Annotated in this window: 13 protein-coding genes; 5 read left to right on the forward strand and 8 right to left on the reverse strand. The window is 61.1% G+C overall.

The window, feature by feature from the left end:
- Positions 1-17: 17 nt before the first annotated feature.
- Both gor and rpiA read right to left on the reverse strand, forming a co-directional pair.
- A complete protein-coding gene (gor, locus tag ACR0K4_RS06420; protein WP_480853288.1) occupies positions 18-1,376 on the reverse strand; it encodes a glutathione-disulfide reductase in 1,359 nt (452 codons plus the stop codon).
- A gap of 129 nt (positions 1,377-1,505) precedes the next feature.
- A complete protein-coding gene (gene rpiA, locus ACR0K4_RS06425; protein WP_480853289.1) occupies positions 1,506-2,291 on the reverse strand; it encodes a ribose-5-phosphate isomerase RpiA in 786 nt (261 codons plus the stop codon).
- 168 nt (positions 2,292-2,459) lie between these two features.
- Here rpiA and ACR0K4_RS06430 point away from each other — a divergent pair, with 168 nt between their 5' ends.
- From ACR0K4_RS06430 to ACR0K4_RS06440, 3 genes are read left to right on the forward strand one after another with little or no spacing between them, the layout of a single operon-like run.
- On the forward strand, positions 2,460-3,158 hold the full coding sequence (locus tag ACR0K4_RS06430) for a glutathione S-transferase family protein (protein WP_480853290.1): 699 nt from the start codon (positions 2,460-2,462) through the stop codon (positions 3,156-3,158).
- A gap of 1 nt (position 3,159) precedes the next feature.
- Complete coding sequence (locus ACR0K4_RS06435; RefSeq protein WP_480853291.1) at positions 3,160-4,533, forward strand: L-serine ammonia-lyase; 1,374 nt, start codon at positions 3,160-3,162, stop codon at positions 4,531-4,533.
- Between the two features lie 44 nt (positions 4,534-4,577).
- Positions 4,578-5,492, forward strand: a complete 915-nt coding sequence (locus ACR0K4_RS06440) for a DMT family transporter (protein ID WP_480853292.1) — start codon at positions 4,578-4,580, stop codon at positions 5,490-5,492.
- On the opposite strand, the gene ACR0K4_RS06445 is transcribed toward ACR0K4_RS06440, so the two are convergent.
- Positions 5,437-6,144 carry a thiamine diphosphokinase gene (locus ACR0K4_RS06445; RefSeq protein WP_480853293.1) on the reverse strand — a complete coding sequence of 236 codons (708 nt, stop codon included), beginning with the start codon at positions 6,142-6,144 and terminating at the stop codon, positions 5,437-5,439. The two genes, ACR0K4_RS06440 and ACR0K4_RS06445, sit on opposite strands and share 56 nt — an antisense overlap.
- 122 nt (positions 6,145-6,266) lie before the next feature.
- Between ACR0K4_RS06445 and ACR0K4_RS06450 the strand changes: the two genes are divergently transcribed.
- Together ACR0K4_RS06450 and ACR0K4_RS06455 are read left to right on the forward strand one after the other, a co-directional pair.
- Entirely contained in the window at positions 6,267-8,141 is a 1,875-nt protein-coding gene (locus ACR0K4_RS06450; RefSeq protein ID WP_480853294.1) for a hypothetical protein, read from the forward strand.
- A gap of 224 nt (positions 8,142-8,365) precedes the next feature.
- Positions 8,366-8,908 carry a GNAT family N-acetyltransferase gene (locus ACR0K4_RS06455; RefSeq protein ID WP_480853295.1) on the forward strand — a complete coding sequence of 181 codons (543 nt, stop codon included), beginning with the start codon at positions 8,366-8,368 and terminating at the stop codon, positions 8,906-8,908.
- 191 nt (positions 8,909-9,099) lie between these two features.
- Here the strand turns inward: ACR0K4_RS06455 and ACR0K4_RS06460 are convergent, their stop codons facing one another.
- From ACR0K4_RS06460 to nthA, 5 genes are all read right to left on the reverse strand, one after another.
- A complete protein-coding gene (locus tag ACR0K4_RS06460) occupies positions 9,100-9,342 on the reverse strand; it encodes a DUF2842 domain-containing protein (protein WP_480853296.1) in 243 nt (80 codons plus the stop codon).
- A complete protein-coding gene (locus ACR0K4_RS06465; RefSeq protein ID WP_480853297.1) occupies positions 9,342-10,634 on the reverse strand; it encodes an adenylosuccinate synthase in 1,293 nt (430 codons plus the stop codon). Before ACR0K4_RS06465 ends, ACR0K4_RS06460 begins: the two co-directional genes overlap by 1 nt.
- Positions 10,635-10,849: 215 nt before the next feature.
- Positions 10,850-11,185 carry a nitrile hydratase accessory protein gene (locus ACR0K4_RS06470; RefSeq protein WP_480853298.1) on the reverse strand — a complete coding sequence of 112 codons (336 nt, stop codon included), beginning with the start codon at positions 11,183-11,185 and terminating at the stop codon, positions 10,850-10,852.
- Positions 11,182-11,859, reverse strand: a complete 678-nt coding sequence (gene nthB, locus ACR0K4_RS06475; RefSeq protein WP_480853299.1) for a nitrile hydratase subunit beta — start codon at positions 11,857-11,859, stop codon at positions 11,182-11,184. Before nthB ends, ACR0K4_RS06470 begins: the two co-directional genes overlap by 4 nt.
- Positions 11,856-12,470: a nitrile hydratase subunit alpha gene (gene nthA / locus ACR0K4_RS06480; protein ID WP_480853300.1), complete on the reverse strand. Its 615-nt coding sequence runs from the start codon at positions 12,468-12,470 to the stop codon at positions 11,856-11,858. The genes nthB and nthA overlap by 4 nt, the downstream gene beginning before the upstream one ends.
- Between the last annotated feature and the right edge of the window lie 7 nt (positions 12,471-12,477).

The following is a 12,477-nucleotide window of genomic DNA, read 5'->3' on the forward strand; positions in this document are numbered from 1 at the left end:
GTGCGCGCGGTTGCAAATCAAGCCGTGCGTACAGGTTGCCGCATTGTCACCAGTTCTTCGGCCATCACCGGATGAACCGCAACCGTGCGGTCGAAATCTTCCTTGGTGGCGCCCATCTTGACCGCAATCCCGGCCAGCTGGATCATCTCACCCGCGCCCGGCGCCACGATGTGACAGCCCAGAACCTTGCGCGTCGCCTGAGACACGATCAGCTTCATCAGCACCCGCTGCGTGCCACCGGCAAAGGCTTTCTGCATCGGCTTGAACGAGGTTGCATAGACCTCGATCGGCTCTTGCTCCGCCGCCTCTTCTTCGCTCAGACCCACGGTGCCCATTTCCGGCTGCGTGAAGATCGCCGTCGGGATCAGCTCGTGATCCACAGGTGTCGGGTTGCCTTTGAACACGGTCTCGACAAAGGCCATGCCTTCGCGGATTGCGACCGGAGTCAGGTTCACCCGGTCCGTTACGTCTCCGATAGCGTAGATCGAGGGCACGCCAGTCTGGCTGTATTCATCCACGATGATCTCGCCTTTGCGGCCACGTTCAACGCCCAGGCCTTCCAGCCCCAGATCATCCGCATTCGGAGCGCGGCCGGTGGCATACATCACCACATCAAACGACTGTTCGGACCCGTTGGTGGCCTTCACGCGAATCTTGTCGCCGTCCTTGGCCATCTCAAGCACATTGGTGCCCAGATGCAGATCGACACCATTCTGGCACATCTCTTCACTGATCAGCCCGCGCGCCTCGTCATCAAAGCCACGCAGAATCTGTGCCCCGCGATAGAACTGAGTCGTCTTCACCCCCAACCCGTTCATGATCCCGGCGAATTCACAGGCGATATAACCTCCACCCACGATCAGGATGCTTTCGGGCAGCTTCTCAAGATGGAAAATCTCGTTCGAGGTGATGGCCAGCTCCGACCCCGGAAACTCGGGCACGACAGGGCGACCACCGGTGGCGATCAGAATATGCTTGGCCGTCTTGCGCGTGCCATCGGCCAGTTCGACCGTATGCGGGTCAACCACACGGGCCCGCTGATCAAAGCTCTCGACGCCGTTGTTTTTAAGGATATTGCGATAGATGCCTTCCAGCCGGTCCAGTTCGGCAACCAGCTTGCCATGGAAGGTGTTCCAGTCAAACGCACCCGGCTGAATGTCCCAGCCATACTCCTGCGCATCCCCGACCATGCCCGAGAACTCACTGGCGAAAACCATCAGCTTTTTCGGCACACAGCCCCGGATCACGCAGGTCCCGCCGTAACGATCCTCTTCCGCCAGCGCCACTTTGGCCCCGTTCTCACCCGCCGCCACACGTGCCGCGCGGACCCCGCCCGAGCCGCCTCCGATGACGAACAGATCATAGTCAAAGCTCATAGGTGCGTTCCTTTTATTCCGCGTGACCAAAATTCACTGGATATCTGGGCGCAAATTTCCAACTGCCAACCCCCGGCTGCCGAAATTGCGATTTTTCTTCCGCTGCTTGCCAAACCACCCGCCCGGCGCTTAGTCCGCCAGATCGGAAAACAGGTTGTCCCCGCTCTCGCCCAGCAAATCGGTCTCAACCGTGCCCGCGTTGAGGTCGCGCAGCTCGACCCGGCCATCGCCATAGCCCACGATAACCTTGTCGCAGATATCGATGAACAAACCATTCTCGACAACGCCTGGGATCTGGTTCAGCACCAGCGCCAGTTGCCGCGCGTTACCAATGCGTTTCAGATGCAGGTCCAGAATGTGGTTGCCCTCGTCGGTCACCTTCGGGGCCTCGCCATTCATGCGCAACGTCACCGAGGTGCCCAGCACGTCCATCGTATCCAGCGCCTCTTCGATCAAGGTGCGCGTGGTCTGCCAGCCAAAGGGGATCACCTCGACCGGTAAGGGGAACGCGCCCAGCGTCTCAACCTCTTTGCCCGCATCGGCGATCACCACCATCTGATCGCTGGCCGTGGCCACGATCTTTTCCTGCAGCAACGCCGCACCGCCGCCCTTGATCAGATTGAACTCATGATCAAACTCATCCGCGCCATCAACGGTCAGGTCCAGCCATCCGGCCTGATCCAGCGAGACCACCTCGATCCCCACCTCACGCGCCAATTGCGCCGTGGCGGTCGAGGTCGGCACGCCCTTGATCTTCAGCCCTTCGTCGCGCACGCGTTCACCCAGACGCTTGACCAGCCACGCGGCGGTCGATCCGGTGCCCAGACCCACGCGCATCCCGTCCTCGACCAGATCGGCGGCGCGGTAGGCCGCAACATATTTGGCTTTGTCGATCGGCGACAAATCTTTGCTCATGACAACATCCCCCAAGACAGTCTGCCCGCCTTATACGGAATGCCCCCAACGACTGCGAGAGGCAAATCGCCCCGCACCTGTGCTAACATGCCGCTGGAATACGCCTTTCCGATAGGAAACGTCGCAATCAGGGTGACGTACCGCCGCCGCAGCACATAGATAGAGGTCATGGAGACGCCGTACCGCCTGCATTACGCCCCCGACAACGCCTCGCTGGTGATCCGGCTGGTGTTGGAAGAGATGGGCCTGCCCTATGACACCGTTCTGGTCGACCGCACCCGGAACGAACAGGACAGTGCGGCCTATCGGGCGCTGAACCCCAACGGGCTGATCCCGGTGCTGGAAACTCCACAGGGTCCGATCTTTGAAACCGCCGCGATCCTGCTGTGGCTGGGCGATACCCACGGGCAGATGGCCCCCGGCCCCGAAAGTCCCGACCGGGCTGCGTTTCTGAAATACCTGTTCTTTGCCTCGAACACCCTGCACGCCGACCTGCGCATCCTGTTCTACGCCGAGAAATACATTGAGGCCGCACAGGCCGAAGCCTTACGCGCGGGCATCCGCCCCCGGCTGCGCCAGCACCTGCAAGTGCTGGATGCGCTGGCCCATGAGGGCCCCGACTGGTTCAGCACGCAGCCCTCGGCTCTCACCTATTACGTCGCCTGCATGATGCGCTGGATGGCGCTTTATCCCGCACAGGCCGACCGCAGCTGGTATCAACTGGCCGACACCCCATATCTGCAGACCATCCTGATGCAGTTGGAAATGCGCCCCGCAACGCGCGCCGCCATCAAAGCCGAGGGGTTGGGGGCCACCCCCTTCACCTCTCCGACCCATGCCAATCCACCAGAAGGCTCAGCTACCTGACATGTTTCTCTCTGTCTTCGAAATGTTCAAAGTGGGCATCGGCCCGTCCTCATCTCATACCATGGGCCCCATGGTCGCCGCCGCGCGGTTCCTCGACATGATGCGGGAATCGCCATTCGAGTTCTCGGGCCTGCGCGGATCGCTGCACGGCTCGCTGGCCTTTACCGGCGTCGGCCACGCGACCGACCGCGCCACCATCCTTGGCCTCGCGGGCTTTGTTCCCGACACCTATGACAACGACAAGGCCGAGGCCGCGCTGGCCCAGATACATGAGACCCACACGGTGTCGCCTGAAGGCCTGCCAAAGCTGCGGTTCGATCCCAAAACCAATCTGGTTTTTGACTTCGAACACAACCTGCCCGGCCACGCCAACGGCATGATCCTGATGGCCACCGACGCGCAGGGCGACGTGATTCTGCGGCAGGTGTTTTACTCGGTCGGTGGCGGCTTTGTCCTGACCGAAGAGGAACTGGCCGAAGGCAAGGACACGGATGAAGGCAAACCGGTGCCCTTCCCGTTCAAATCGGCGGTCGAGATGCTGGATATGGCGCGCGCCAGCGGCAAAAGCATCGCACAAATGAAGCGCGCCAATGAAATTGCCCGTGGCTGTCCCGAAAGCTTTGCCAAGGGCTCGGCCCGGCTGTGGCAGGTGATGAACGACTGTATCGAGCGTGGCCTGACCACCGACGGCATCCTGCCCGGCGGCCTGTATGTGCGCCGTCGCGCCAAGGGCATCCACGACGCGCTGGTGGCTGAACGCGGCATGAACCTGAACGCCCCGCACACGATCAACGACTGGATGAGCGTCTACGCCATGGCCGTGAACGAGGAAAACGCCGCCGGGGGACAGGTCGTCACCGCTCCTACCAACGGCGCGGCAGGCGTGCTGCCTGCGGTGCTGCGCTATTACCTCGACCACGTGCCCGGAGCCACGGAATCCCGGATCGAGGATTTCCTGCTGACCGCCGCCGCCATCGGCGGGCTGGTCAAATACAACGCCTCAATCTCAGGCGCCGAAGCCGGGTGTCAGGCCGAGGTCGGCAGCGCCTCGGCCATGGCCGCCGCTGGGCTGTGCGCGGTGATGGGCGGCACGCCCGAGCAGGTGGAAAACGCCGCCGAGATCGCGCTGGAACACCATCTGGGCATGACCTGCGACCCCGTCGCCGGTCTGGTGCAGGTCCCCTGCATCGAACGCAATGGTCTGGGCGCGATCAAGGCAGTCTCGGCCGCCTCGCTGGCGCTGCGCGGTGACGGCCACCACTTCGTGCCGCTGGACGCGGTGATCGAGACCATGCGCCAGACCGGCCATGACATGCACGAGAAATACAAGGAAACCTCGCTGGGCGGGCTGGCCGTGAACGTGCCCAACTGCTGAGTTTGCCCTTCCCCCCGGGCACTGCTTGACCTAGCGTGCCCGCCATGACCCAGGATCGCCCCGTATTCGGCATCGTTCTGATGCTTGGCTTTTGCGTGCTTGCCCCGCTGGGCGACGCCATGGCCAAAGTGCTGGGCGAGACCACCCCCATCGCCCTGCTGGTATGGGTGCGCTTCGCGGTACAGGTGGTCATTCTGGCTCCGCTCATCGCCGCAACGGGCCGCCCGTGGCGGATGCGCGGGCGCATCCTGCGGCTAACGGTGATCCGCACCCTTCTACATATCGCAGGTATCTCAGCCATGTTCAGCGCATTGCTGTTCCTGCCGCTGGCCGATGCGGTCGCCATCGCCTTTGTCATGCCGTTCATCATGCTTCTGCTGGGTCGCTTCGTGCTGGGCGAACAGGTCGGCCCTCGCCGTCTGAGCGCCTGTATCGTCGGCTTCATCGGCACTTTGCTGGTGATCCAGCCCAGCTTTGCCGAAGTCGGAGCCCCCGCCCTGTTGCCGCTGATCGTTGCCGTGGTGTTCGCCCTATTCATGCTGGTCACGCGGCAGATCGCGAAAGAAACCGATCCGGTCGCGCTGCAAGCGGTTTCCGGCGGAATGGCAACGGTCATCCTGCTGCCGATCCTTCTGATCGGCAGCAGTGCCGGGATTGATCAGTTGTCCTTCGTTGCGCCCAGCAGGCAAACACTGTGGCTACTCTGTGCCATCGGCGTTCTGGGCACGGTGGCTCATTTGTTGATGACGTGGTCCTTGCGCTATGCGCCTTCGGCCACTCTGGCTCCGATGCAGTATCTTGAAATTCCGGTTGCCACCCTGATCGGCTGGTTCATCTTCCGAGACTTGCCCAACGGCCTCGCCGCGATCGGTATCATGATCACCATCGCCGCGGGGCTTTATGTCATTCTGCACGAGCGGGCCAACGCCCGGTCCGGCCCGACAGAAACGCCCGCATGACCTGATCCAGGGCTGTGCGCGGCACCAACACCACCATGCCCGGCCCATCCATTTCAAGCCTCACTTCAGCCACCGCTCGGTTCGAGGTTCCGACCTGCCCATCGGGCGCGAATATCAGATCATCAATCGGCCATTCCAGCCCCGCGCTGCGACCGGTTACATGCCGAAATGGAAACAATGACACGGTCGCTCCCGCTGTCAGTTTCAGACGTAACCTGGGCGGAGCGTGAAAGACCACCTCGTGCTGCCCGAGCAACACGCAAGGCCGGTCTGGCAGTCGGACCAGGCTGTTGAAAACGGCAAGTTGATGATCAACCCGTGCCCCCAGAAATCCTGCACCCAGAACCACAGGGGCCTGAATGTGCCGCAAAGCCTTGTCGAAATCCGTGGTGCTTTGTTCGGCAATTGGAAACAAACGATCTGCCGGAATTCGGACACGCTGGTCGGATTCAAGCGAATCGAAATCCCCGATAACCGCGTCAGGAATGTGGCCCGAATCGAGCAAACGGGCCGCTCCGCCATCTGCCGCCACGATCAAACTGGCGCGATCCAGCACCAGATTCACATCCTGCGGATCCAATTCCCCCCCGCCAAACAAGGCGATAGGCGATTCCGAATGAACAATCGGCTCATTTTTCTTAAGATTGACCATTTTTTCCGGTTTTGGACATATTCAGACCACAAAATGATAGACTCATAGCAACAGTTACGAGTCGCATGCCGTGGTCCAGCCCCGGCAACACGACCTGGTAGTTTGTAAAGGACGTGCGTCTGATGGTACAGAACAACAAAGTATTAACCGTTTCATACGGGACCTTTTCCTGCACATTGGAAGGCTTCGACGATTCATTTGAAACGATGAAGGCTATTGCCGAGTACTTTCGCGATCTCGCCGCAGATGACCGTTATTTCGGGTCCGAGCCTCCACAGCCGGACGCCGAAATGCTGACCCGCATCGCCCAGCGTGATATCGCACGCAAGGTCGAGGCCAGCCAGAACGATAGCGGACTGTTGCTGCGTGCCACGGAAGAGACCCCCGCCGTGGCCGCGACCCCTGTTGCGGCGATGCAGCCGCAAGCGGTGCAACCTGCGTCCGTGCAACCCGAGGTGCCGGACATGCCCATTGAAACACCCAACCTCGGCGCTGCTGCCCCCTCGGCAGCGCCACAGCCAACCGACGACAGCATAGCCGCAAAACTGCAGCGCATTCGCGCCGTCGTCTCTCATAATGACGAGGCCCCGGCCCGTCTGGCAGACGAAGAAGACGAAGAAAACGGTTTTCTTGCGACGGCCAAGCCCAAGGTCGATGCGATTTCCGCCGCCTTTGAGGCCGGTGCGCTCAGCCCCGCTGACCTGCAGGACCAGCCAGCGCCGGCGCCGCAGACCGAGGTTGAGGGGACACCGTCTCAAGAAACATTCGTCGAACCGCAACCTGTGGCAGACTCTGCGCCGCTGACGGACGTCGAAACCCCGGTTGACCCCAGCCCGGTGGTCGAGGCGGAACCGTTTGCCGAAGCACAGGACATCTCCGAACCGGAACCTTTGAGCGAGCCGCCGTTTGATGTCGATGACATGCCGGAAGCTCTTGAGTTTACCGTCGATGAACAGGCAACCGAGGACGAACCTGCCGAGGTGCAAGACCTTGATGAGGCCCTGCCGCCGCTTGTTCTGAGCGCTACTGTGCAAGATGACGACTCCGACAGTGCACCGGAAATGGACGCAGAATTGGATGTTTCAACCAATGACGTGCTGTTCTCGGAGGTCGATGACCAACCGGATGCCGATATCGATCTGGATGAAATCCAGAACATCCTGGACGCGGACGAGACGGATATGTCTGATGCGCAGGATGACGATGCGGACGCGCCGAAATTCGCGCGCAACGTCCTGAGTGTTGAAGACGAAGCCTTGCTGCTCGACGAGATCGCGCTGGTCGAAGCGGAATTGACCGCACGCGATTCAGACGAAACTCAGGACTCCACCGAAGAGCCTGCCGCCGAAGATCAGGATATTTCGCGCCTGATGGATACGGCCGGGGCGCGTATGGAAGACCCGGACACTGCGGATCAGCTGAAAACCTATTCGCATCTGCGTGCCGCAGTCGCCGCCACTCAAGCAGAGCGCGCGGACAGTGCGGGCAAGCCCGAGCAGCCCGCAGATCATCAATATCGTGGCGATCTTGAATCGGTGGTCAGCCCCCGCCGCCCCGAGGTGCACGTGACCAGTGATCGCCCGCAATCCGCGATCACGGCCCCGTTGAAACTTGTGGCGGAACAGCGCATCGATCCTGAAACCAACGATACCGCCCCGGTGATGCCGCGCCGTGTCAAGCAAGCCGAAGAAGACATGGCCGACGACGAAGGCGGGTTTGCCCATTTTGCCAAGGAACAAGGTGCGCAATCCCTTCCGGACCTGCTGGAAGCCGCTGCTGCGTATTTGTCTTTCATCGAAGGACAGGAGCAGTTTTCGCGCCCGCAATTGATGAATAAGGTCCGGTCTTTGAAGCAGGATGAGTTCAATCGCGAGGAAAGCCTGCGGTCTTTCGGTCAGTTGCTTCGTGACGGCAAGATCGAAAAGGCCGGCGGCGGTCGGTTCGCTGCATCGACGGATATCGGCTTTCGCCCCAACGACAAACGCGCTGCGGGTTAGCGCCCAAGCGCACAACACCCCCCTCGAAAATTGACAGGGCCGGAGGTGACTCCGGCCCTTTCTTTGCCGCTCAAATGAGCAAGGCAAGGCAGGAAATACACTTGGTGCCGCCACTGACGTCACGTCGTTTATGCCGCACCGCAGAATTGCGCTAGAATTACCGCACAGACCAAATGCATCGGCCTGATGGTAAAGCCCCCCGATTTTGATCTGAGGTAGCCGTTATGAATGACCTTGCGATTCGGAGACTGCGTGTGTTCGACAAATCCCTTGTTGCAACACATTTTCAGAATCTCGAACCCGAGACATTGCGATCCAGATTTGGGACAGATGTCCCGGCAGAGTATCTGAAACACTATGTCTCGACCCTGCTCGACGATGCGTCGTTGATTTACGGTGCTTTCCCGGATGCCTGTCTGCGCGGCATGGCCGAGCTGCGGTCACTTGGCGACAACCATCCCCGCATTGCCGAGGCCGCCTTCACCGTCGAAGCCCCCTGGCAGAACCGTGGCATCGGTGATGCACTGCTGTCACGCATCATTGCCGGAGCCCGCAACCGGGGTATTCGCGAAGTTCACATGCTTTGTCTGGCAACCAATCAACGAATGCGCCATCTGGCCACCAAACACAGCGCCAACCTGGACATGATGACTGGTGAGGTGGCGGCAAAATTCACCCCGTCCTGGCCCACGCCGTTCACCGTGGCGCAAGAGATTACCGGAGAATATCACGCATTCGCTCGTGCCGTATTCAGCTGGTCTGACTAGAGATTCAACACCGCTGCGAGGTTTGGGTGCGTTAAGATCAGATCAAACGCGCCAAGTCATTGACCTGCTTGTGCGCGACCAACAAGGCCAGTCACTGCCAGAGCTTTGTGTCTCATGAGCAGCTCAAACCGGTTGGCACCGAGGATGATCCGCACCCTTCTCCAAAACACGCCCCAGCGCCCTCGCCAAACTCAGTCCTGATCCTGGCCTGGATCTTCCTTTCCAACCCCACGAAACACAAACTTGAACGGCAAGGCCCAGAGAATACCCAGTGCCACATAAACCAGAAGTTCCAGCCAGATCGGTGGTCGATCCAGCCAGTTCACCACGGTCACAACCGCAACAATGTAAACCGGCAGGCCCACCAGAAGCAGCACCAGCGACCAGCGTCGCCGCGCCTTGTAGCTGAGGCCCGGTTTATCTTCCCCAGCCATCAGTCTGCGAACGGGTCAGTGACCAGAATGGTATCCTCCCGCTCCGGGCTGGTGGACAACAGCGCGACGGGGCATTCGATCAGCTCCTCTACCCGGCGCACATATTTGATCGCATTGGCGGGCAGATCGGCCCAGCTGCGCGCGCCCTCGGTAGATTCACTCCACCCCGGCATCTCTTCATAGATCGGCGTACAGCGCGCCTGCTGGTCGGCGGCGGTCGGCAGATAATCCAGGCGGCTGCCGCCCAGCTCATAGCCGACGCAAATCTTCAGCGTCTCGAACCCGTCTAGCACATCCAGCTTGGTCAGCGAAATGCCGTTCACACCGCTGGTTGCGCAGGTCTGGCGCACCAGACAGGCGTCGAACCAGCCGCACCGGCGTTTCCGTCCGGTGGTGGTGCCAAACTCGTGCCCGCGCTCACCCAGACGCTGGCCATCTGCGTCATCCAGCTCGGTCGGAAACGGACCCTCACCCACACGGGTGGTATAGGCCTTGACGATGCCGAGTACGAAATCAATGGAACCCGGCCCGATCCCCACACCAGTCGAGGCCTGCCCTGCGATGACATTGGAAGAGGTCACAAACGGATAGGTCCCGAAATCAATATCCAGCAACGCGCCCTGCGCGCCCTCAAACAAAATACGCTTACCCGCCTTGCGCTTTTCGTTCAGCACCTTCCACACAGGTGCCGCAAACGGTAGAATTTCAGGCGCGATTTCTTTCAGCTGCGCGATCAATCCATCCCGGTCAATCGGCTCCAGCCCCAGCCCGTTGCGCAATGCGTTGTGATGGACCAAAGCCCGATCCACCCGCAACGCCAGCGTCGCGTCATCCGCCAGATCAGCCACGCGGATCACCCGACGCCCCACCTTGTCCTCATAACACGGCCCGATCCCACGGCCTGTGGTGCCGATCTTGGCCACCGAATTCTGGCTCTCGCGCGCCCGGTCCAACTCACCGTGGAACGGCAGAATCAACGGTGTATTCTCGGCAATCATCAGCGTCGCGGGGGTGATATCCACACCTTGCGCCCGGATCGTCCCGATCTCCTTGATCAAATGCCACGGGTCCAGCACGACACCATTGCCGATCACACTCAGCTTGCCACCGCGCACCACACCCGAGGGCAACGCGTGCAGCTTGTAAACTTCGCCATCGATCACCAGCGTATGCCCGGCATTATGCCCGCCCTGGAAACGCGCGATGACGTCCGCCCGTTCGCTGAGCCAGTCCACGATCTTGCCTTTTCCTTCGTCACCCCATTGGGCGCCGACAACAACCACGTTGGCCATATCCGGTCCTTTTACGCTGAGTGTTCAAACCCGGCTCGTATAGCGAGGCTCAGACGGCAGGGAAACCGATAATTCGCCGCAGATCAGAACCGCGCGTGCCGCGCGGTGCCTCCGGCGGGGATATTTATAGCCAGATGAAGATCGGATCCCCTGCTTCACCTTTTTTCAAATACTCCGGGGGAGTCGCCCAAAGGGCGGCGGGGGCAGAGCCCCCTCTAACTTTCCGACAAGCGCACGGGTTTGCCGTGGGGCGTGGTCAGATACGCCTCTTCCCAAGCATTGCGCAGGGCCGCGATGTCGTCAGGGGCAGCATCGCCCTGCTCGGTCAGAAGCGACTCGAGCGTTTCAAGCCAAGCGTGAAAGTAGTCGTCACCGCCATCCAGCTCTTTGTTCAACCCATTGCGTTTCAGCGTCTGCGAAAAACGCGCGGCCCATTCGGGCCAGTCAAGACGGCCCGCTTCGTTCAGCGCCACGGTGACGGCAAAGACCTGCGCGTGCCAGGGTTCAGCAAAGACCGGCTCGGGCGCGGAATGGGTGATACACTCGCTCATGCCGGTTCCAGATAGGATTGCCACAGGTCCAGCACGACCTCATCGCGGGGGTGTTCCGGATCGGCCCAAAGCTCGGACGCGGGGAATACCACCGCGTAAAGCGGCTCGGGCGCTTCGCCCAGCCCGTGCGCGTTGGAATCGGGCAGCACATGGGTGCCGTGCAGTCGCAGGATGCGGCCCGTTGCGCCGGCGGCATAGATCGGCAGGCGGGTATGGCCGCCCTCGACCAGCCGGTTCGCGGTGGGGCGCACGGTGCGAACGGTTTGCCCGGCCTCAAACTGCACCGCGACATTCGACGGGCGATCGGCCGGGCCGCCTTTGGCCAGCGCGGTCGCCACGTTCTCGGCCCGGAGCTTGCGCGAGGCCAACGGGTGATCTGCATCCGCGGTTTCTCCACGAAGGTCATCCAGCGTCAGTACACCCTGCTGCACCAGCAGGTCCGCCAACCCGGCCATCCATTTCTCGTAGTAGGAAAACCGGGCGTAGTCCTTTGGCGACAAGCATTCGCGCGCATGGCGCGAGGCGTCGATGTTCCATTGCCCCAAAAAGCCCGAGGCCAGCGTCACCGCCAGCGCCCGTGCGTGCCAGTCTTCCGCAAAGATCGGGGCATCTTCGGCTTCGGGGTTGATCGGAGCATCGCCAAACCGTCCGCCCATATCGTGAACCCGGGTCATGAGGGCACCTTGGCCAGACCGGTGCCGATCATGCTGTCGCGGCTGACCAGCGCGGCCAGTTCATCTTCGCCCAGCCCCTCGGTGCCTTCAGGACGCATCGGAAGAACGAGGTAGCGCATCTCGGCAGTCGAATCCCAGACCCGAACCGAAGTCTCTTCCGGCAGCGTCACGCCAAACTCGGCCAGCACCTTCCGCGGCTCGCGAACCACACGAGCGCGGTAGGCATCGGACTTGTACCAACCCGGAGGAATACCAAGCAGCGGCCATGGGTAACAACTGCACAAGGTGCAAACCACCATATTGTGCTGTTCGGGCGTGTTCTCGACCACCATAATATGCTCGCCCTGACGCCCGAAATAACCCAGATCGGCAACAAGCGGCGTCGCGTCCTCTAGCAGAGCAGCCTTGAACGCAGGATCGCTCCACGCCTTGGCAACAACGCGCGCGCCGTTCTGAGGGCCGATCTTGTTCTGATAAGTGTCGATGATCTCATCCAGCGCCGCCGGATCGATCAGCCCCTTGCGGGTCAGAATCGTCTCGAGCGCTTTGACACGAAGCGCGGGTTCGGGCGGCAACAGGGCGTGCGGGTGGTCGTGATCGTCATGTGGCATAAGCCAC

The organism is Ruegeria sp. K11, assembly GCF_056531905.1.

Excerpts from the sequence above, each read along its gene's own strand:
- gor (WP_480853288.1), bottom strand. The coding sequence starts at position 1,376 with ATGAGCTTTGACTATGATCTGTTCGTCATCGGAGGCGGCTCGGGCGGG.
- rpiA (WP_480853289.1), bottom strand. The coding sequence starts at position 2,291 with ATGAGCAAAGATTTGTCGCCGATCGACAAAGCCAAATATGTTGCGGCC.
- ACR0K4_RS06430 (WP_480853290.1), top strand. The coding sequence starts at position 2,460 with ATGGAGACGCCGTACCGCCTGCATTACGCCCCCGACAACGCCTCGCTG.
- ACR0K4_RS06435 (WP_480853291.1), top strand. The coding sequence starts at position 3,160 with ATGTTTCTCTCTGTCTTCGAAATGTTCAAAGTGGGCATCGGCCCGTCC.
- ACR0K4_RS06440 (WP_480853292.1), top strand. The coding sequence starts at position 4,578 with ATGACCCAGGATCGCCCCGTATTCGGCATCGTTCTGATGCTTGGCTTT.
- ACR0K4_RS06445 (WP_480853293.1), bottom strand. The coding sequence starts at position 6,144 with ATGGTCAATCTTAAGAAAAATGAGCCGATTGTTCATTCGGAATCGCCT.
- ACR0K4_RS06450 (WP_480853294.1), top strand. The coding sequence starts at position 6,267 with ATGGTACAGAACAACAAAGTATTAACCGTTTCATACGGGACCTTTTCC.
- ACR0K4_RS06455 (WP_480853295.1), top strand. The coding sequence starts at position 8,366 with ATGAATGACCTTGCGATTCGGAGACTGCGTGTGTTCGACAAATCCCTT.
- ACR0K4_RS06460 (WP_480853296.1), bottom strand. The coding sequence starts at position 9,342 with ATGGCTGGGGAAGATAAACCGGGCCTCAGCTACAAGGCGCGGCGACGC.
- ACR0K4_RS06465 (WP_480853297.1), bottom strand. The coding sequence starts at position 10,634 with ATGGCCAACGTGGTTGTTGTCGGCGCCCAATGGGGTGACGAAGGAAAA.
- ACR0K4_RS06470 (WP_480853298.1), bottom strand. The coding sequence starts at position 11,185 with ATGAGCGAGTGTATCACCCATTCCGCGCCCGAGCCGGTCTTTGCTGAA.
- nthB (WP_480853299.1), bottom strand. The coding sequence starts at position 11,859 with ATGACCCGGGTTCACGATATGGGCGGACGGTTTGGCGATGCTCCGATC.
- nthA (WP_480853300.1), bottom strand. The coding sequence starts at position 12,470 with ATGCCACATGACGATCACGACCACCCGCACGCCCTGTTGCCGCCCGAA.